Genomic DNA, 20,932 nt, shown 5'->3' with positions numbered 1-20,932 from the left:
TAAATCCATTACTTTCGCAACAATATCTCTTCAACGGTATGATTTACCCCTTTGCGTAAAATAAGCTGGGCACGTTCTTTTGTCGGTAGAATATTGCTTTGCAGGTTTTTACCATTGATGGAATGCCAGATACTTTGTGCTTTTTCCCGCGCTTCTTGCTCTGATAGTTTTGTATAGTGACTGAAGTAAGAACCAGATTTTTTGAAAGCGCCATGACGAAATTTCATAAATCGTTCCACGTACCACTTTTCAATCTGTTCGCTATCAGCATCAACATAAAGAGAAAAGTCTAAGAAATCTGAAATAAACACGCGATGAGGGTCATGGGGATAATCCATACCACTCTGAAGGACATTCAAGCCTTCAATGATCAGAATGTCAGGCCTATCTACTACTTTTTCTTCACTTGTAATGTCATAAGTAAGATGTGAGTAGACTGGTGCTGAAACATGACGCTTTCCTGCTTTAACATCCGAAACAAACTGCACGAGGCGTTTCATATCATAGGATTCAGGAAAGCCCTTTCGTTGCATTATTCCTTTTTCATTCAATACTTGATTAGGAAATAAAAAGCCATCGGTGGTGATCAATTCAACTTTAGGGTGGTTTTCCCATCGTGAAAGTAGAGCTTTTAATAGGCGAGCTGTCGTACTTTTTCCTACAGCAACACTGCCAGCAATACCAATCACAAATGGTGGAGCAATGTCCGTGTTACCAATAAACTGGTGAAGAACCGTGTTTCGGCTCTGTCTTGCTACGACATATAGGTTGAGTAAACGAGCCAAAGGTAAGTAGATTTCTTCGGTTTCTTTCATCGTCAGATTTTCATTAATCCCTTGCAGTTCCTTTAGATCGGCTTCAGATAAAGTCATCGGTACAGAGTTGCGTAACTCCGCCCATTGATGGCGATCAAAAGAGATGTAAGGACCCATAGAATACTCGGCAATGAAAATAAGAGAGAAATTAAGAGGATGAAACATACCTCAAGGTGAAAAGAATGCAAACTTCTAAAGTGAGAGAATTGAGCTAGAAAACGCAATTAGTCCGAAAAAGCAACGAATAAGCGAAAATTACAGAAAAATAGATTTTTTTTTAAATTTGGTCTTGCAAGCTAGAACATCATTCAATAGAATGCGCCCCACTTATGCCGACTTAGCTCAGTAGGTAGAGCAACTGACTTGTAATCAGTAGGTCACCAGTTCGATTCCGGTAGTCGGCACCATTCTTCCTTATTTGAGGAGGAGTGGCGAAAAATTTGGAGGGGTTCCCGAGTGGCCAAAGGGAGCAGACTGTAAATCTGCCGGCACTGCCTTCGATGGTTCGAATCCGTCCCCCTCCACCATATTCTTAAGGAAATAGCTCTCAGAGTTACGTGTGCGGGCATCGTATAATGGCTATTACCTCAGCCTTCCAAGCTGATGATGCGGGTTCGATTCCCGCTGCCCGCTCCAACCATTTTGAGTGCTGATATAGCTCAGTCGGTAGAGCGCACCCTTGGTAAGGGTGAGGTCCCCAGTTCAAATCTGGGTATCAGCACCAGCTCTCTAAGCAATAATTTCCTTTTGATATATACTTCTTACCAATAATTTTGGTTGCGTGGTCATCAAAGCCACCTAAATCCGTACCTAGAGGGACAACTCATGTCTAAAGCAAAATTTGAACGTACGAAACCGCACGTAAACGTTGGTACTATCGGCCACGTTGACCACGGTAAAACAACTCTAACTGCTGCTATCTGTACTACACTTGCAAAAGTGTACGGTGGTGTTGCGAAAGACTTCGCATCTATCGATAACGCTCCAGAAGAGCGCGAGCGCGGTATTACAATCAATACTTCTCACGTAGAGTACGATACTCCAGCACGTCACTACGCACACGTAGACTGCCCAGGACACGCGGATTATGTTAAAAACATGATCACAGGTGCTGCGCAAATGGACGGCGGTATCCTAGTTGTTGCGGCAACAGATGGCCCAATGCCACAAACACGTGAGCACATCCTACTTGGTCGCCAAGTTGGTATTCCTTACATCATCGTATTCATGAACAAATGTGACATGGTTGACGATGAAGAGCTTCTAGAGCTAGTAGAAATGGAAGTTCGTGAACTTCTATCTGAGTACGACTTCCCAGGTGATGATCTACCAGTAATCCAAGGTTCAGCTCTAGGTGCTCTAAACGGCGAAGAGCAATGGGAAGCTAAAATCATTGAGCTAGCAGAAGCGCTAGACACTTACATCCCAGAGCCAGAGCGTGCAGTAGACCAAGCGTTCCTACTACCAATCGAAGACGTATTCTCAATCCAAGGTCGTGGTACAGTAGTAACTGGCCGTATCGAGCGCGGTATCCTACGTGTAGGTGATGAAGTAGCGATCGTTGGTATCAAAGACACAGTAACAACCACATGTACTGGTGTTGAGATGTTCCGTAAGCTTCTAGACGAAGGTCGTGCGGGTGAGAACGTTGGTGCACTTCTACGTGGTACTAAGCGTGACGAAGTTGAACGTGGTCAAGTACTAGCTAAGCCTGGTTCAATCACTCCACACACTAAGTTCGAATCAGAAGTATACGTACTGTCTAAAGATGAAGGCGGCCGTCATACTCCGTTCTTCAAAGGCTACCGTCCACAGTTCTACTTCCGTACAACTGACGTAACTGGTGATATTTCTCTACCAGAAGGCGTAGAAATGGTAATGCCAGGTGACAACATCCAAATGGTTGTAGAGCTAATCGCTCCAATCGCGATGGATGAAGGTCTACGTTTCGCGATTCGCGAAGGTGGCCGTACAGTTGGTGCTGGTGTTGTTGCTAAAGTTATCGCTTAATTGCTGATTTAGCCGTTTAAATACGAATAGTATTTGACTAACGACTACCAAAAAGGGCATCATTTGATGCCCTTTTTCTGCGCTAAAATTGGTCATTGTCGATTTGTTGGTCGATAAAGCCAGTGCAAAGGATTTAAGATAGAGAAGTCTTTATCTTGATGAGTATGTATAGGTAACCTTTACCTGTGCTATGGATTTGCCCTGCAACAGCGGGGTTGTTGTCGTCTATATTAAGACTTGTAACAGGTTGGTTTATGAAAGCAAACAATGCTGAAACTCCTGATAGCTCAAGTGCAGCAGACACATTTAAGTGGATTGTCACTTTTGCTCTGTTAGCTGCCGCTGTTGTGGGTAATTACCTGTATGGTGAAATGTCTGTAGTGCTTCGTGCTGCAGGTGTGGTTGTGTTAATTATTGCAGCACTCGGTGTTGCAGCAACAACCACAAAAGGAAAAGCTGCGATTGTGTTTGCACGCGAATCTCGTATGGAAGTTCGTAAAGTGGTATGGCCTACACGCCAAGAAACCATGCAAACCACATTTATCGTTTTAGCTGTAAGTATCGTAATGGCTCTAGTACTGTGGGGCATTGACGGCATTATGGTTCGTCTTGTTGCATTGGTAACTGGGGTATAGAGGGTTTAATACATGAGTGAAGCTCCTAAAAAACGCTGGTATGTAGTTCAAGCCTTCTCTGGATTTGAAGGTCGCGTAGCTCAATCGCTTCGTGAGCATATTAAAATGCACGCGATGGAAGAGTTCTTCGGTGAAGTTCTTGTACCAACGGAAGAAGTCGTTGAAATGCGCGCTGGCCAACGCCGTAAGAGTGAGCGCAAGTTCTTTCCAGGTTATGTACTAGTCCAAATGCTGATGAATGATGAATCATGGCACTTAGTACGTAGCGTTCCTCGTGTAATGGGTTTCATTGGTGGAACCTCTGATCGTCCTGCACCAATCACTGATAAAGAAGCTGATGCTATTCTTAATCGTCTAGAGAAAGCGAGTGAAGCGCCTCGTCCTAAGACGATGTTTGAAGCGGGTGAAGTGGTTCGTGTTAACGAAGGTCCATTTGCTGATTTCAACGGAACAGTTGAAGAAGTGGATTACGAGAAGAGCCGCATTAAAGTATCGGTATCGATCTTTGGTCGTGCGACACCAGTAGAACTTGAGTTTGGTCAAGTTGATAAACTTGATTAAAAAAACACCTTTTTAGGGTTGTTTAGGGTGTGAAATGTGATTATAATTTCGCGCCTTTTTACAGGTCTTTATGACAAAACCGGGGAGCTGATCGGTTGATTAGCGTCTGAACCCAAATTTAGGAAATATCATGGCTAAGAAAGTTGAAGCTTATATCAAGTTGCAAGTTGCAGCTGGTATGGCAAACCCAAGTCCACCAGTTGGTCCTGCTCTAGGTCAACACGGTGTTAACATCATGGAATTCTGTAAAGCGTTTAACGCGAAAACAGAATCAATGGAGAAAGGTCTACCTACTCCAGTTGTTATCACAGTATACAGCGATCGTTCTTTCACGTTCGTAACTAAGACTCCACCTGCTGCAGTTCTTCTTAAGAAAGCGGCTGGTCTTAAGTCTGGTTCTGGTCGTCCAAACACTGAAAAAGTGGGTACGATCACTGATGCTCAAATCCAAGAAATCGCAGAAACTAAAGCTGCAGATATGACTGGTGCTGACATTGAAGCGATGAAACGTTCTATTGCGGGTACTGCTCGTTCAATGGGCCTAGTGGTAGAGGGTTAAGATCATGGCAAAACTAACTAAGCGCATGCGCACTATTCGTGAAAAAGTAGACGCAACTAAAGAATACGAAATCAACGAAGCAGTAGCACTTCTTAAAGAACTAGCTACAGCTAAATTCGTTGAGTCTGTAGACGTTGCTGTAAACTTAGGTATCGATGCTCGTAAATCTGACCAAAACGTACGTGGTGCAACTGTACTACCTCACGGTACTGGTCGTGACATCCGCGTTGCAGTGTTCACTCAAGGTGCAAACGCTGAAGCTGCTAAAGAAGCAGGCGCAGATCTAGTGGGTATGGAAGATCTAGCTGAGCTAGTGAAAAAAGGCGAAATGAACTTCGACGTAGTGGTTGCTTCTCCAGATGCAATGCGCGTTGTTGGTCAACTAGGTACTATCCTAGGTCCACGCGGTCTAATGCCAAACCCTAAAGTTGGTACTGTAACTCCTAACGTTGCTGAAGCTGTTAAGAATGCTAAAGCTGGTCAGGTTCGTTACCGTAACGACAAAAACGGCATCATCCACACTACCATTGGTAAAGTGTCTTTCGATGCCAACCAACTACAAGAGAACTTAGAAGCTCTACTAGTTGCGCTTAAGAAAGCAAAACCGTCTTCAGCGAAAGGTACTTTCCTGAAGAAAGTTAGCATCTCTACTACAATGGGTGCTGGCGTTGCTGTTGATCAGAATACTCTGAACACTCAAGCATAATAATACATTTGATTAGGCGCAGAATTTGTGTATAATTCTGCGCCTAATATTTGTGGTTGGGGCTGAACTTTAGTTCTTAGAATTATGACCCAGTCTCCGTCCAAGACCGTAGGCGCTGTTTGTCTTTTTAGATAAATAACTTAATCGTACCTACGTAGATGGTGCCCGAACTGACAGAAAGCAGAATTTATTTTTAATAGATAATCTTTCTTCTGGGACTGCACCGAAATAACTCTCACTGTTGTGATAATAGTGAGTGGTGTAACGACAACCAGGAGTAAATCCAAGATGGCTTTAAACCTTCAAGACAAAAAAGCAATTGTTGCTGAAGTCAACGAAGCTGCCAGTGGTGCACTTTCTGCAGTTGTTGCTGACTCTCGTGGCGTTCAAGTAGGCGCGATGACTTCTCTACGTAAACAAGCTCGTGAAGCGGGTGTTTACATGAGAGTTGTTCGTAATACTCTAGCTCGTCGCGCAGTAGAAGGCACAGACTACGAATGTCTACAAGACGTATTCGTTGGTCCTACTTTGATTGCATTCTCTACCGAGCACCCAGGTGCTGCAGCGCGTCTTTTCAAAGACTTCGCTAAAGAGAACAAGAACTTTGAAATCAAAGCAGCTGCATTTGAAGGCGCAATTACTGACGCTGAACTACTAGCGACACTACCAACTTACGACGAAGCTATTGCACGCCTAATGATGTGCATGAAAGAAGCTTCTGCTGGCAAGCTGGTACGTACTATCGCTGCTATCCGCGATCAAAAAGAAGAAGCTGCGGCTTAAGCCTTGCTTTTTACTGGTTGCAAAATAAACTTATTGTTGACTTAAAAGAGAATTGTTATGTCTATTACTAACGAGCAAATCCTAGACGCAGTTGCAGAAATGTCTGTAATGCAAGTTGTTGAGCTTATCGAAGCTATGGAAGAAAAATTCGGTGTTTCTGCTGCAGCTGCAGTAGTTTCAGGCGGCGCAGCAGCAGCAGCTGTTGAAGAGCAAACTGAATTCGACGTAATCCTAACTGCTGCTGGCGCAAACAAAGTTGCTGTAATCAAAGCAGTACGTGGCGCGACTGGCCTAGGTCTTAAAGAAGCTAAAGGTCTTGTAGACTCAGCTCCTGCAGCGCTAAAAGAAGGCGTTGACAAAGCTGAAGCTGAAGCTCTTAAAGCTCAGCTAGAAGAAGCAGGCGCTTCTGTTGAAATCAAGTAATTATTACTTGATTTCTTAGCCGCAAGGCTAATGGCTGGTGGTTTATTGACCACCGGCCTTTTTGCGCTGTAGGGTATAGGCGAATTTTCCCGCTGTTTAAACGCTTATATTCGTGCAAAAACACACACAACCATTTTTTAGGTTATGTGTTTACTACATTAAACAGCTGTTAGTCACTGTCCCATCACCTTTTATTTAATACTAGGCGGACAGTTTGGGTCACTTATCAGCGAGCTGAGGAACCCCATGGTTTACTCTTATACCGAGAAAAAGCGCATCCGTAAGGACTTTGGTACTCGTCCACAAGTGTTGGACATTCCATACCTGCTATCGATCCAGCTCGATTCGTTCGACAAGTTTATCGAACAGGATCCTGAAGGACAATACGGTCTTGAGGCTGCTTTTCGTTCTGTATTTCCTATTCAGAGCTATAACGGCAATTCTGAGCTGCAATACGTTAGCTATCGTCTTGGTGAGCCAGTTTTTGACGTTAAAGAATGTCAAATTCGTGGTGTAACTTATTCAAAACCACTACGCGTAAAATTACGTCTAGTGATCTTTGATAAAGACGCGCCAGCAGGTACTGTAAAAGATATTAAAGAACAAGAAGTCTACATGGGTGAAATTCCACTCATGACAGACAATGGTACCTTCGTAATTAATGGTACCGAGAGGGTTATCGTATCCCAGCTGCACCGAAGCCCAGGCGTATTCTTCGACAGCGATAAGGGTAAAACTCACTCATCAGGTAAAGTTCTTTATAACGCACGTGTTATTCCTTACCGTGGTTCATGGTTAGATTTTGAGTTCGATCCAAAAGATAACCTGTACGTACGTATCGACCGTCGTCGTAAATTACCTGCATCTATTATTCTTCGTGCACTTGGCAAATCGACAGAAGAGATCTTGGATCTATTCTTCGAGAAAGTGAACTTTGAAGTTAAAGACAAAACACTACTAATGGCGTTGGTTCCTGAACGTCTACGTGGTGAAACTGCGTCTTTTGACATTGAAGCAAATGGTACGGTTTACGTTGAGCAAGGTCGCCGTGTAACGGCTCGCCATATCCGCCAACTAGAAAAAGATGGTGTTGAGTTTATCGATGTACCTGTTGAGTACATCGTCGGCAAAGTTGCTTCTAAAGATTACATCAATGAAGCGACTGGCGAGATTATCGTTGCGGCAAACCAAGAAATTAGCTTGGAAGCATTAGCGAACCTTTCACAAGCGGGCTATAAGCAACTAGAAGTTCTATTTACGAACGATCTAGATCATGGTCCATTTATGTCAGAGACGTTACGTATCGACAGCACTGTTGATCGTATCTCTGCGCTTGTAGAAATCTATCGCATGATGCGCCCTGGCGAGCCACCAACAAAAGAAGCAGCTGAATCACTGTTTGAAAGCCTATTCTTCTCAGAAGAACGCTATGATCTATCAACGGTAGGTCGTATGAAGTTCAACAGCTCTATTGAGCGTGAAGATGCAGGTGAGCAAGGTACGCTTGACGAGACTGATATCATCGAAGTGATGAAGAAGTTGATCGCAATCCGTAACGGTATTGGCGAAGTGGACGATATCGACCACCTTGGTAACCGTCGTATCCGCTCTGTTGGTGAAATGGCTGAAAACCAATTCCGCGTAGGTCTTGTACGTGTTGAACGTGCAGTTAAAGAGCGCCTAAGCCTTGGCGATCTTGATGCTATCATGCCTCAAGATTTGATCAATGCTAAGCCTATCTCTGCGGCAGTTAAAGAATTCTTCGGTTCTTCACAGCTATCTCAGTTTATGGACCAGAACAACCCGCTTTCAGAAGTAACGCACAAGCGTCGTATTTCTGCATTGGGTCCTGGCGGTCTAACTCGTGAGCGTGCTGGCTTTGAGGTACGTGACGTACACGTAACTCACTACGGTCGTCTATGTCCGATCGAAACGCCAGAAGGTCCGAACATCGGTCTAATTAACTCACTATCTGCATTTGCACGTTGTAATGAGTACGGTTTCCTTGAGACGCCATACCGTCGTGTTGTTGATGGTGTTGTGACTGATGAAGTTGATTACTTATCAGCTATCCAAGAAGGTCAATTTGTTATCGCGCAGGCAAACGCTATTCTTACAGAAGAAGGTACGTTTGCAGATGAGCTGATCACAGCTCGTCAAAAAGGTGAATCTGGTCTTCACCCTCGTGAACATGTTGACTACATGGACGTTGCTACCAACCAAGTAGTATCTATCGCTGCTTCGCTTATCCCGTTCCTAGAACACGATGATGCGAACCGTGCATTGATGGGTGCGAACATGCAACGTCAAGCGGTTCCAACTTTACGCGCTGAGAAGCCGTTGGTTGGTACTGGTATCGAACGTAACGTAGCAGTTGACTCTGGTGTAACTGCGGTTGCTAAACGTGGCGGTATGGTGCAGTCAGTTGATGCATCTCGTATCGTTGTTAAAGTTAATGAAGATGAACTTGTACCTGGTGAAGCGGGTATCGACATCTACAACCTAACTAAATACACACGTTCGAACCAAAATACATGTATTAACCAACGCCCTACTGTGATGCCAGGTGAACCTGTTGCTCGCGGTGACGTACTTGCTGATGGTCCTTCAACAGACCTTGGTGAGCTAGCGCTTGGCCAAAACATGCGTATCGCATTCATGCCTTGGAATGGTTATAACTTCGAAGACTCGATCTTAGTATCTGAGCGCGTAGTTCAAGAAGACCGTTTCACGACAATTCACATTCAAGAACTATCTTGTGTGGCTCGTGATACTAAGCTGGGTTCTGAAGAGATCACAGCGGATATTCCAAACGTAGGTGAATCTGCTCTGTCTAAACTAGATGAGTCAGGTATCGTTTACATTGGTGCTGAAGTTAAGGGTGGCGACATCCTAGTAGGTAAAGTAACTCCGAAAGGCGAAACTCAACTTACTCCAGAAGAGAAGCTACTACGTGCTATCTTCGGTGAAAAAGCCTCTGATGTTAAAGATACATCACTACGTGTACCAAACTCTGTTTCAGGTACCATCATTGACGTTCAAGTTTTCACTCGCGATGGCGTAGAGAAAGATAAGCGTGCGCTTGAAATTGAACACATGCAGCTAAAAGAAGCGAAGAAAGACCTTACTGAAGAGTTCCAAATCTTTGAAGGTGGTCTACTTGCTCGTGTGAAAGCTGTATTGCTAAACGGTGGTTACTCTGAAGCTAAGCTTGATTCGATCGATCGTAAGAAATGGCTAGAGCAAACGTTAGAAGACGACGAGCTACAATCTCAACTTGAACAGCTTGCTGAGCAATGGGATGAGCTAAAAGCTGACTTCGATAAGAAGTTTGAAGCGAAACGTCGTAAAATCACTCAAGGTGATGATCTAGCGCCTGGCGTTCTGAAGATTGTTAAAGTTTACCTAGCGGTTAAACGTCGTATCCAGCCTGGTGATAAGATGGCAGGTCGTCACGGTAACAAGGGTGTAATCTCTAAGATCAACCCTGTTGAAGACATGCCTTACGATGAAAACGGTCAGCCGGTTGATATCGTACTAAACCCACTGGGTGTACCTTCACGTATGAACATCGGTCAGATCCTAGAAGTACACTTAGGTTTGGCTGCAAAAGGTATCGGTGACAAGATCAACCAAATGGTTAAGGAACAACAAGAGCTGGCTAAGTTCCGTGAGTTCCTACAGAAGGTTTATGATCTCGGTGATACTCGTCAGAAAGTTGATATTGCAACATTGTCTGATGATGAAGTTCGTACGCTAGTTGGCAACCTACGTGGTGGTTTACCAATTGCAACTCCAGTATTTGATGGTGCTTCAGAAGCATCAATCAAGGAACTATTGAGCCTCGGTGATCTACCAACTTCTGGTCAGCTTACCTTGTTTGATGGTCGTACTGGTGATGCGTTTGAGCGTCCTGTAACTGTTGGTTACATGTACATGCTTAAACTGAACCACCTTGTTGACGATAAGATGCACGCTCGTTCAACTGGTTCGTACAGCCTAGTAACTCAGCAACCACTTGGTGGTAAAGCTCAGTTCGGTGGTCAGCGTTTCGGTGAGATGGAAGTATGGGCACTAGAAGCATACGGTGCTGCTTACACGTTACAAGAAATGCTAACCGTTAAGTCAGATGACGTTAACGGTCGTACGAAGATGTATAAAAACATCGTCGATGGTGACCATAGCATGGAGCCTGGCATGCCAGAGTCTTTCAACGTATTGCTGAAAGAAATCCGCTCGCTAGGTATCAACATCGAGCTAGAAGACGAAGAGTAATCTTGACGGTAAACCCTCTGGATTATCCTGGTAGAAAGGCGCTCGCCGAGCGCCTTTTAACTCCTTACAGGAGCTGATTGTGAAAGACTTATTAAACTTTCTAAAAGCACAGCATAAGACCGAAGAATTTGATGCAATCAAAATCGGTCTATCTTCACCAGACATGATTCGTTCATGGTCTTTTGGTGAAGTTAAAAAACCTGAAACGATCAACTATCGTACGTTCAAGCCTGAACGTGATGGTCTGTTCTGTGCGCGTATCTTTGGTCCAGTAAAAGACTATGAATGTCTTTGTGGCAAATATAAGCGTTTGAAACACCGTGGTGTGATCTGTGAGAAGTGTGGCGTTGAAGTTACACAAACTAAAGTTCGTCGTGACCGTATGGGCCACATCGAGCTTGCATCACCAGTGGCTCACATCTGGTTCCTAAAATCGTTACCATCTCGTATCGGTTTGCTAATGGATATCCCTCTACGTGATATCGAACGTGTTCTTTACTTCGAAATGTATGTAGTAACTGAACCGGGTATGACAGATCTAGAAAAGAGTCAGATGCTTACTGAAGAAGAGTATCTAGACCGTCTAGAAGAGTGGGGCGACGAGTTTACTGCGAAAATGGGTGCAGAAGCGATCAAAGACCTCCTTGGTTCTATGGATCTTGCAGCCGAAGTAGAAATGATGCGTGAAGAGTTAGAAACGACTAACTCAGAAACTAAACGCAAAAAACTGACGAAGCGTCTGAAGCTTGTTGAAGCGTTTATCAGCTCAGGTAATAACCCTGAGTGGATGATTCTTACAGTGCTTCCGGTTCTTCCGCCAGATCTACGTCCTCTAGTACCGCTAGATGGCGGTCGCTTTGCGACATCTGATCTAAACGATCTATACCGTCGTGTGATCAACCGTAACAACCGTTTGAAGCGTCTTCTAGAGCTAGCAGCTCCGGACATCATCGTACGTAACGAAAAACGTATGCTGCAAGAGTCTGTTGATGCGCTACTAGATAACGGTCGTCGTGGTCGTGCGATCACCGGTTCTAACAAGCGTCCTCTGAAATCTCTTGCTGATATGATCAAGGGTAAACAAGGTCGTTTCCGTCAGAACCTACTAGGTAAACGTGTAGACTACTCTGGTCGTTCTGTAATCACAGTAGGTCCAACACTACGTTTGCATCAGTGTGGTCTTCCTAAGAAGATGGCACTTGAGCTATTCAAACCATTTATCTACAGCAAGCTAGAAACTCGTGGCATGGCGACGACAATCAAAGCGGCTAAGAAAATGGTTGAGCGCGAAGAAGCGGTTGTTTGGGATATCCTAGACGAAGTGATCCGTGAACACCCAGTACTATTGAACCGTGCACCAACACTTCACCGTCTTGGTATCCAGGCGTTCGAACCAGTACTTATCGAAGGTAAAGCGATTCAGCTACACCCACTTGTGTGTGCGGCGTATAACGCGGACTTCGATGGTGACCAAATGGCGGTTCACGTGCCTCTAACTTTAGAAGCACAGCTTGAAGCTCGTACTCTGATGATGTCGACAAATAACATTCTGTCGCCAGCGTCAGGTGATCCGATCATCGTACCTTCTCAGGACGTTGTATTGGGTCTGTACTACATGACTCGCGAAATGATCAACGCGAAAGGTGAAGGTATGTACCTTGCTGGCCCTAAAGAGGCTGAAAAGGCATACCGTACTAAGACAGCGGCGCTACATGCACGCGTTAAAGTACGTATCACTGAAACTGTTGTTGATGAAGACGGTCACAGCACGACAGAAACTAAGATGGTCGATACGACTGTTGGTCGTGCAATGCTATGGCAAATCGTGCCTAAAGGCCTGCCATACAGCATCGTGAACCAAAAGCTTGGCAAAAAGCAGATCTCTAACCTATTGAATGAAGCTTACCGTAAGCTTGGTTTGAAAGACACAGTCGTATTTGCTGACCAAATCATGTACACCGGTTTTGCTTATGCTGCACTTTCTGGTGTATCAGTTGGTATCGACGATATGGTTGTACCAGCAGCGAAATACACTGAAATTGCTGAAGCAGAAGAAGAAGTACGCGAAATCCAAGAGCAATTCCAATCAGGTCTTGTTACTGCGGGTGAGCGCTACAACAAAGTTATCGATATCTGGGCGTCTACCAACGACCGTGTTGCGAAAGCGATGATGGATAACCTGTCTTCTGAAACAGTAATCAACCGTGACGGTGAAGAAGAGAAACAAGAGTCGTTCAACAGCATCTACATGATGGCTGACTCGGGCGCTCGTGGTTCTGCGGCACAGATTCGTCAGCTAGCGGGTATGCGTGGTCTGATGGCGCGTCCAGATGGCTCGATCATCGAAACGCCGATCACTGCGAACTTTAAAGAAGGTCTGAACGTACTACAGTACTTTATCTCAACGCACGGTGCTCGTAAGGGTCTTGCGGATACAGCACTTAAGACAGCGAACTCAGGTTACCTGACTCGTCGTTTAGTAGACGTAGCACAAGACGTTGTTGTAACTGAACATGACTGTGGCACTCATGAGGGTGTCGACATGATGCCTCACATCGAGGGTGGTGATGTTAAAGTTGCACTAACTGAACTTGCTCTAGGTCGTGTAGTTGCTGAAGATGTACTAAAACCTGGCACAGAAGAAGTTCTGATCCCACGTAATACTCTGATTGATGAGAAGTGGTGTCAGATCATGGAAGAGAACTCAGTTGACAGCATGCGCGTACGCTCAGTTGTTACTTGTGACTCTGACTTCGGTTGTTGTGCTCAGTGTTACGGTCGTGACCTAGCTCGTGGTCACCTAGTGAACCAAGGTGAAGCAGTCGGTGTTATCGCGGCTCAATCTATCGGTGAACCTGGTACACAGCTAACGATGCGTACGTTCCACATCGGTGGTGCAGCATCTACGGCAGCCGCAGAGAACAGCATTCAAGCTAAGAACAACGGTTCTGTTAAGCTTCACAACGCTAAGTTCGTAATTAACAAAGATAAGAAACTGGTAATCACGTCTCGTGCATCAGAATTGACTATCATTGACGAATTTGGTCGTACCAAAGAGAAGCACAAACTGCCTTACGGTTCTATCTTGAGCAAAGGTGATAACGATGCAGTTGAAGCTGGTCAAACAGTGGCTAACTGGGAAGCGCACACATTGCCAATCATCACTGAAGTGGCTGGTCGCATCCAATTCGTTGACATGATCGATGGCGTAACGGTTTCTCGCCAGACAGATGACCTTACTGGTCTATCTTCAAGTGAAGTAACTGAAGCGGCCGCTCGTCCAGCAGCAGGTAAAGATATGCGTCCAGCTATCAAACTTGTGGATGAGAAAGGTAACGATGTAATGATCCCTGGTACTGATATGCCAGCTCAATACTTCCTACCAGGTAAAGCGATCGTTAACATTGAAGATGGCAGTGAAGTAGGCATTGGTGACACACTAGCGCGTATTCCACAGAAATCTAGCGGTAACCGAGATATCACGGGTGGTCTACCTCGCGTAGCTGACTTGTTTGAAGCTCGTAAACCGAAAGAGCCTGCTATTCTTGCTGAACACACAGGTACTGTGTCATTTGGTAAAGAAACGAAAGGTAAACGTCGTCTAATCATCACTCGTGAGGGTGGCGAAGCTTATGAAGAAATGATTCCTAAGCACCGTCAGCTAAACGTGTTTGAAGGTGAGAAGATCGAACGTGGTGATGTTATCGCTGATGGTCCAGAGACTCCGCACGATATCCTACGTCTACGTGGTATTCATGCAGTAACTTCTTACATCGCTAACGAAGTTCAAGAAGTTTATCGTCTGCAAGGCGTTAAGATTAACGATAAGCACATTGAGACTATCGTTCGTCAAATGCTACGTAAGTGTACGATTACACACGCTGGTGACTCTGAGTTCCTAGTGGGTGAGCAAGTTGAATACTCAAACGTTAAGATTGCAAACCGTAACCTAGAAGCAGACGGCAAACAGCCAGCTCGTTTCGAACGTGAGCTACTAGGTATTACGAAAGCATCGCTAGCGACTGAATCGTTCATCTCTGCGGCATCGTTCCAAGAGACAACTCGCGTACTAACAGAAGCGGCAGTTTCTGGTAAGCGTGATGATCTTCGTGGTCTGAAAGAAAACGTAATTGTAGGTCGTCTAATTCCTGCAGGTACTGGTTTCGCATATCACCAAGAGCGTCAAGCTAAGCGTGCTGCTCAACTAGAAGGTCCGTCTGCTGAACAAGCAACTGATAATCTAGCAGCATTGCTAAACGCAGGCTTTTCTTCAGAAGAATAAGTAGTCTAACGAGCAATCGTAAAGCGTTATGATAAAGGCACCTTCGGGTGCCTTTTGAGTTTCTGCTAGATAGGTTGAGCCGAGAAAGTAAAAAGGCTTATCCGATTCGAATAAGCCTTGATGCTTGGAAGTGAGGTTGTGATTAAGCTCCAGGAGGAATAGCTAAGCTATCGGCGATTAATTGAATCAAGTAATCTTCTACTTCAAACCTAGCTTCAATAATTTCACCAATTAATGACAGGTCACTGTCGAAGTCATCCAGATCATCCTCATCACTTACTGCTGCATATTTGTCGGTAAAATTAAGTAGAGGTTCTGTCGTGAGAACGATTTTGCCATAGGTCTGATTAATCTCATCTGTCGCTTCAAAGCCAGTGGAGCGCCATTTATCCATCACCATGTCATATATTTTAAAATGACCTTCCGAGATGTAGTCGACCAGCTGTTGGCAAAATAATTGTAATTCTTTAGGGGAGGGAAGTTCTGTTACGTTTGTCTTAGCCGAACAGGGTTGTAGAGCGGCAAGTTTGCAGTATTCTACAATCAGTGTTTGACGAGTATCGAGCCAATGATCAATTAACTCACTGGAACCGCCCCATTGTTCTTGTGTTCGTTTTAATTTTTTTAGCATGACCATGCCCTCATGATCTGGCCACAAAATGTGACCTTTTCCTTTGCGTAGGGTTGTGTCTTTGTAGATACAACTTATTGTCCTTACAAGAATTTATAGAACTAAAATTGCAATGTTACAAATTCTGGTATGAATTTAGATTGCCAGTAAAATGGAACAACTGCAAGGAAAGAGGTATGAACATGTTACAAAAGAGTGATGTAAAATCCGCTTATTGGTGTGTTGTTTCAGGAAGTGAGATCTGGACCATCAATGGTGAGCTTCCATTTGGTTGTGCTGCTGACTACTCGTTACCTCAAGAGAAAGCGATTGAGATAACGCGTTATAACGGTCATCCAGTGATGTGGCTCAATGATGCAGACCTTGATAAAGAAAATGAAATGACCTCATTACGGGAGCTTCTGCACCTAAATCAAGAGCTATTCTTTGCTGTGAGCAAAGCGATTCAGTACGGACATATGAGCCAGACATTACGCTTTTGCCCGCAATGTGGTGGACGTAATTTTCTCAACCATAATCAACTGGCCATGCAGTGCGGAGAATGCCGTACTCTACATTATCCGCGCATTTTCCCTTGCATCATTGTTGCGGTGCGCAAGCAAGATCAAATACTACTCGCGCAACACTCAAGGCATAAAAGCGGAATGTATACCGTGATTGCTGGCTTTCTTGAAGTTGGTGAAACATTAGAACAGTGTGTGGCACGTGAAGTGCTCGAAGAAACTGGCATCAAAGTGAAAAACATTCGCTACTTTGGTAGCCAGCCTTGGGCATTCCCTTCTAGCATGATGATGGGATTTGTTGCTGAATATCAGTCTGGTACTATCAAGCCAGATTATACAGAATTGAGTGATGCGTGTTGGTTTGGTGTCGATAAAATGCCACAGGTTGCCCCAGTTGGTACGATTGCTAGAGCTTTAATTGAGCATACTGTTGCAGAAATAAAGGAACGGTACCCTACTGAAAAGTAAAAAAAAAACCCTCCGATGAAGGAGGGGGTAAGTAAGATGTCGTTATGAGATGCTGAGTACTTAATACCCAGTTTATTATTGTAGTTTTCGCTAGCGAGCAAATTTTTAACATTGTTACATGTTGCTTGCAAATTAAGCATTGATTTAAAAGTTAATAACTTGATCTAGGTTGCAAAGCACACAGCTTTTGCCTGTTATTCGATGTTAGAATAGCACCCACAAAAAATAATAAGCCTTAAATTGGAAGACGGAATGACTGAATTAAAAAATGACCGCTATTTGCGTGCACTGCTAAAACAACCTGTCGATTGCACACCTGTATGGATGATGCGCCAAGCTGGTCGTTATCTGCCAGAATACCGTGCAACTCGTTCGCAAGCGGGTGACTTTATGTCTTTGTGTAAAAACGCAGAGCTCGCCTCTGAGGTGACATTGCAGCCACTGCGTCGTTTCCCACTGGATGCCGCTATTCTGTTTTCTGATATTCTGACAATCCCAGATGCGATGGGGTTGGGGTTGTACTTTGAAGCTGGTGAAGGTCCTAAATTTGAACGGCCAATTACTTGTAAAGCTGATGTGGATAAAATTGGTTTGCCTGACCCTGAAGGTGAACTGCAATATGTGATGAATGCGGTGCGTCAGATCCGTAAAGATCTGCAAGGAGAAGTGCCATTAATTGGTTTTTCTGGTAGCCCATGGACACTAGCCACCTATATGGTTGAAGGCGGTAGCTCGAAAGCGTTTACTAAAATCAAGAAAATGATGTATGCCGAGCCACAAACGCTGCACCTTTTACTCGATAAGCTAGCGGACAGTGTTATTGAGTACCTTAACGCACAAATTAAAGCCGGTGCTCAATCAGTAATGGTTTTTGATACCTGGGGTGGTGTACTTACCCCCCGTGACTACAACCTCTTTTCACTGCAGTACATGCATAAAATCGTCGATGGATTGATTCGTGAAAATGATGGGCGTCGTGTGCCGGTAACTTTATTTACAAAGAATGGCGGCATGTGGTTAGAGCAAATCGCAGCGACTGGCTGTGATGCAGTTGGTCTCGATTGGACAATCAATATCGCTGATGCGAAATCTCGTGTCGGTGATAAAGTTGCTTTACAAGGTAATATGGATCCATCAATGCTTTACGCGCAACCTGAACGAATTCGTCAAGAAGTGGCAACGATTCTAGAAGGTTTTGGTGAGGGGGGGACTGGTCACGTATTCAACCTTGGGCATGGCATTCACCTTGATGTACCACCAGAAAATGCCGGTGTATTTGTTGAAGCCGTGCATGAGTTGTCGAAGCCATATCATAAGTAATTAGCATTAAAGTACCTTATATTGGTAAGGTACTTTTCCTATTCTAATATAGATAGGAATAATCAATGAGCTCAAAGCTAATGAGGTAAGATGAAGACAAAAGATAGGATCGTGTATGCGGCATTAGAGCTGTTTAACGAACATGGTGAAAGAACCATTACCACTAATCATATCGCAGCTCACATCGAGATTAGCCCCGGTAATTTGTATTACCACTTCCGTAACAAACAAGAAATTGTTCGCGAAATCTTTGCGTTATATTCCGCTGAACTACTTGAACGTTTTACACCGATTCAAGGGCAACGAGAAAGCTTGACCCTGCTTAAGCATTATCTTGATTCGATCTTTACCTTAATGTGGAAATATCGTTTCTTCTATGCCAATTTGCCGGAAATTCTTCAGCGCGATGAAGTGCTACATGAAGAATATATTCAAGTACAAGAAAAGTTGCAAAGTAACCTGATTGACATTATGCGAGCATTCGTTGACTTAAAACTGCTGGCGGTGGTTGAGGATGAAATGAAGCCGTTAGTCACGACGCTACATATGATTGCTTCAAGTTGGCTTAGTTATCAATCGGCAATGTCTTCTAAAACACACATTACTGAGCAAGTCATTCACCAAGGCATGTTGCAAATGATTGCAGTGGTTAAGCCGAAGGCAACAGAGCAAGGAATAGAACAGCTTCTGTTGTTAGAAGACGGCGTTCGTGCAATGAATGCACAATGAGTGATTAGTTATAACCTTTGAGTATTGTTATTAAGCAATTGAAACTGCTAGTTTCTCGGCTATTCAATTACGAAGGGTTCTCCTTGATATGCACTACGACATCTTTAATGGTGATGCTGATGGCATCATCTCTCTTCTTCAAATCAGGCTTGCTCAGCCACGTACAACAACGTTGATTACTGGTGTCAAACGTGATATTCAATTACTTGAAGGCTTGGATTTTCAAGCGAGAGATAGCTTCACGGTGTTGGATCTTTCTCTCAATAAAAATCGTACCGCTTTACAGCGAGCTCTTGATATGGGGGTGACAGTATTCTATGCCGATCATCACCAAGCCGATGATATTCCTGTTAGCCGCCTGCTTGATGCTCATATTGATTTAGATCCAGATACTTGCACTGCATTGATTGTCGATAAATGGCTCGGTGGGCAATTCCATGAATGGGCAATAACTGCCGCTTATGGTGACAATTTGCTAGCGAAGGCCGATAAGCTAGCTATTAAAGCCGGGCTTAGCATTAATCAAGCAGAGCAGCTCAAGGAATTGGGGACGTTAATCAATTATAACGGCTATGGAGAATCGGTTGATCAGCTTCATTATCATCCAGCAAATTTGTATCAAGCATTATTGGTCTATCCGTCTCCATTTGATGTTATTGCAGACCTCAATTCTCCCTTTTATCATCTGCAACAGGCCTACGAACAAGATATGCAGGCCGCTCAGTCATTAACCCCAATTCATCGCAGTCAATGGTTAAGTGTGTTTGAATTACCTGACGACGCGGCTTCGCATCGAGTCTGTGGTGTATTTGGAAATTGGCTTGCTAACCAAACTCCCGGTTCAGCGCATGCCGTTTTAACCCAAAACCAAAATGGCAGTTATACGGTGTCATTACGCGCCCCTTTAGATAATAAACAAGGGGCTGGCGGTTTGTGCAGTGCTTTTGCCACAGGCGGGGGAAGGGAAGCTGCTGCTGGAATTAATGCGCTCGATAAATCTCAGTTAGCCGAATTTATTGAAGCAGTGGAAGCGTATTACCGTACATAAAACGGGGGTGGTTAGCTTATCGAGTTAGCCAACTTTTCGGGTTTTCTGCTTTACTGTTACGTCGAATTTCAAAATAAAGAGAAGGTTGTGACTGCCCACCTGTATCACCAGCTAAGGCAATGGTTTCTCCGGCAATGACCTTGTCCCCCTCTTTTTTCAGCAGGCTTTGATTAAATCCATACAAGGTCATGTCACCTTTACCATGGTCGAGTAATACAACCAGACCATAGCCACGTAGATATTCGGCAAACACGACAGTTCCAGAATAAACCGCTTTTACTGATTGACCGTAATTGGCGTCGATCACGATCCCTTTCCAATCAATTTGTCCGCTTTGACGAGTACCAAAACTGTGTAAAATTTTCCCTTTCAATGGCCAAGGTAATTTGCCTTTTTGCTTAGCCAAACCATCCATTAATACCGCGTTACGCTTTGCGGCTTTGGCGATTTCTGCTTGTAAGCGGGTTTCATTGCGTTGTAGCTCAGCCAAATAGACTTTGTCACCAGAAATACTTTTTTGAATTTTATTAACGGTTTGGCGTCGTTGAGACTGTGTTTTAGCTAATGTATCACGCTTCTTCGTTTGCTGTTCAAGCAGTGAGGCAATTTGGTCACGTTCAAGCTGTAATTGTCGGTCACTTTCGTTCAACTCGACTTGCGTGCTTTCCAGTTCTTGAATCGTCTTGGTGCGAGCTTTGGCAAGGTGTTGATAATACTGGCTTATTCTATCTTCTTCTACGCCATTGTTGAGTATGTTTGCCGCGACTGTTGCTCGTTGGGTGGCGTAGTAAGTTTTGATGAGTTGGGCGAGTTTCTCTGTTTGTTGAGCTTTCTGAGTTTCTAGCAGCTTAATTTTTTGTCTAAGTTTATCGATATTAGCATTGGCAGTCGTCAATTGCGTTTTGGTGGCTTTGATTTCATTTTCTAAGCTCGAGATACCTAGCTCTTGAGTTTTCAATGAATTTTGTAGGGTATCAAGCTCTTTTTGTTGCTTAGTGAGTGTTTTCTGCTGACGAGAAATTTCCCCCTTCACGCCGTTTAATTCTTGTTGTGTTGCTGCGTAAATATGAGTGCTTGAGATACAACCGATCCCTATAACCAATGTCAGGCTTATTTTTTGCCATAGATCAGAAGTCTTGATTGGTTGCGGTGTCGGCTTATTTTTCATCAGCTTTTCAAGTTTA

16 protein-coding genes and 4 tRNA genes are annotated in these 20,932 nt (G+C 44.2%); 17 read left to right on the top strand and 3 right to left on the bottom strand.

The annotated features are described in order from the left end of the window. Positions 1-8 precede the first annotated feature (8 nt). Positions 9-932, bottom strand: coding sequence for a type I pantothenate kinase (gene coaA, locus MCT08_RS00475; protein ID WP_053309849.1), 924 nt, complete (start codon positions 930-932; stop codon positions 9-11). A 214-nt stretch (positions 933-1,146) separates the two neighbouring features. Between coaA and MCT08_RS00470 the strand changes: the two genes are divergently transcribed. The 13 genes from MCT08_RS00470 to rpoC all read left to right on the top strand — a co-directional run bounded on the left by MCT08_RS00470 (position 1,147) and on the right by rpoC (position 15,049). Continuing rightward, positions 1,147-1,222, top strand: a tRNA-Thr gene (locus tag MCT08_RS00470). 35 nt (positions 1,223-1,257) lie between these two features. Then, a tRNA-Tyr gene (locus MCT08_RS00465) sits at positions 1,258-1,342 on the top strand. 34 nt (positions 1,343-1,376) lie between these two features. Next, positions 1,377-1,451 (top strand) — tRNA-Gly (locus tag MCT08_RS00460). A 12-nt stretch (positions 1,452-1,463) separates the two neighbouring features. Then, a tRNA-Thr gene (locus tag MCT08_RS00455) sits at positions 1,464-1,539 on the top strand. Between the two features lie 101 nt (positions 1,540-1,640). Further along, positions 1,641-2,825 (top strand): elongation factor Tu, encoded by a 1,185-nt coding sequence (gene tuf, locus MCT08_RS00450; protein ID WP_171980930.1) that lies wholly within the window; start codon positions 1,641-1,643, stop codon positions 2,823-2,825. 254 nt (positions 2,826-3,079) lie between these two features. Beyond that, the gene (gene secE, locus MCT08_RS00445) at positions 3,080-3,460 is read left to right on the top strand and encodes a preprotein translocase subunit SecE (protein WP_053309807.1); all 381 of its coding nucleotides are present in this window, start codon (positions 3,080-3,082) and stop codon (positions 3,458-3,460) included. A gap of 12 nt (positions 3,461-3,472) precedes the next feature. After that, entirely contained in the window at positions 3,473-4,021 is a 549-nt protein-coding gene (gene nusG, locus MCT08_RS00440) for a transcription termination/antitermination protein NusG (protein WP_013857954.1), read from the top strand. 130 nt (positions 4,022-4,151) lie between these two features. Next, positions 4,152-4,580 carry a 50S ribosomal protein L11 gene (gene rplK, locus MCT08_RS00435; protein ID WP_053309808.1) on the top strand — a complete coding sequence of 143 codons (429 nt, stop codon included), beginning with the start codon at positions 4,152-4,154 and terminating at the stop codon, positions 4,578-4,580. A gap of 4 nt (positions 4,581-4,584) precedes the next feature. Beyond that, on the top strand, positions 4,585-5,286 hold the full coding sequence (gene rplA, locus MCT08_RS00430; protein ID WP_053309809.1) for a 50S ribosomal protein L1: 702 nt from the start codon (positions 4,585-4,587) through the stop codon (positions 5,284-5,286). A 288-nt stretch (positions 5,287-5,574) separates the two neighbouring features. Further along, complete coding sequence (rplJ, locus tag MCT08_RS00425) at positions 5,575-6,069, top strand: 50S ribosomal protein L10 (RefSeq protein ID WP_168523632.1); 495 nt, start codon at positions 5,575-5,577, stop codon at positions 6,067-6,069. Between the two features lie 57 nt (positions 6,070-6,126). Continuing rightward, complete coding sequence (gene rplL, locus MCT08_RS00420; RefSeq protein ID WP_274677691.1) at positions 6,127-6,492, top strand: 50S ribosomal protein L7/L12; 366 nt, start codon at positions 6,127-6,129, stop codon at positions 6,490-6,492. Positions 6,493-6,738: 246 nt separating this feature from the next. Next, positions 6,739-10,767 carry a DNA-directed RNA polymerase subunit beta gene (rpoB, locus tag MCT08_RS00415; protein WP_053309812.1) on the top strand — a complete coding sequence of 1,343 codons (4,029 nt, stop codon included), beginning with the start codon at positions 6,739-6,741 and terminating at the stop codon, positions 10,765-10,767. Between the two features lie 79 nt (positions 10,768-10,846). Continuing rightward, positions 10,847-15,049, top strand: a complete 4,203-nt coding sequence (rpoC, locus tag MCT08_RS00410) for a DNA-directed RNA polymerase subunit beta' (protein ID WP_053309813.1) — start codon at positions 10,847-10,849, stop codon at positions 15,047-15,049. A gap of 142 nt (positions 15,050-15,191) precedes the next feature. Here the strand turns inward: rpoC and MCT08_RS00405 are convergent, their stop codons facing one another. Beyond that, on the bottom strand, positions 15,192-15,686 hold the full coding sequence (locus MCT08_RS00405; protein ID WP_053309814.1) for an Rsd/AlgQ family anti-sigma factor: 495 nt from the start codon (positions 15,684-15,686) through the stop codon (positions 15,192-15,194). A gap of 176 nt (positions 15,687-15,862) precedes the next feature. Between MCT08_RS00405 and nudC the strand changes: the two genes are divergently transcribed. The 4 genes from nudC (at position 15,863) to MCT08_RS00385 (ending at position 19,748) form a co-directional block, all read left to right on the top strand. Continuing rightward, a complete protein-coding gene (gene nudC, locus MCT08_RS00400) occupies positions 15,863-16,651 on the top strand; it encodes an NAD(+) diphosphatase (RefSeq protein ID WP_274678640.1) in 789 nt (262 codons plus the stop codon). Positions 16,652-16,903: 252 nt separating this feature from the next. Next, on the top strand, positions 16,904-17,971 hold the full coding sequence (gene hemE, locus MCT08_RS00395) for a uroporphyrinogen decarboxylase (RefSeq protein ID WP_053309815.1): 1,068 nt from the start codon (positions 16,904-16,906) through the stop codon (positions 17,969-17,971). 90 nt (positions 17,972-18,061) lie between these two features. Next, positions 18,062-18,700, top strand: coding sequence for a TetR/AcrR family transcriptional regulator (locus tag MCT08_RS00390; protein WP_053309816.1), 639 nt, complete (start codon positions 18,062-18,064; stop codon positions 18,698-18,700). 88 nt (positions 18,701-18,788) lie between these two features. Continuing rightward, positions 18,789-19,748 (top strand): DHH family phosphoesterase, encoded by a 960-nt coding sequence (locus MCT08_RS00385; RefSeq protein ID WP_274677690.1) that lies wholly within the window; start codon positions 18,789-18,791, stop codon positions 19,746-19,748. A 16-nt stretch (positions 19,749-19,764) separates the two neighbouring features. On the opposite strand, the gene MCT08_RS00380 is transcribed toward MCT08_RS00385, so the two are convergent. Beyond that, positions 19,765-20,916 carry a murein hydrolase activator EnvC family protein gene (locus MCT08_RS00380; protein WP_274677689.1) on the bottom strand — a complete coding sequence of 384 codons (1,152 nt, stop codon included), beginning with the start codon at positions 20,914-20,916 and terminating at the stop codon, positions 19,765-19,767. Positions 20,917-20,932: the final 16 nt, after the last annotated feature.

The sequence above is a fragment of the Vibrio aestuarianus genome, from assembly GCF_028858425.1.
Classification (GTDB): Bacteria; Pseudomonadota; Gammaproteobacteria; order Enterobacterales; family Vibrionaceae; genus Vibrio; species Vibrio aestuarianus.
The sequence above is the reverse complement of the archived record's forward strand: the minus strand, read 5'-3'. Positions and strand labels throughout refer to the sequence as shown.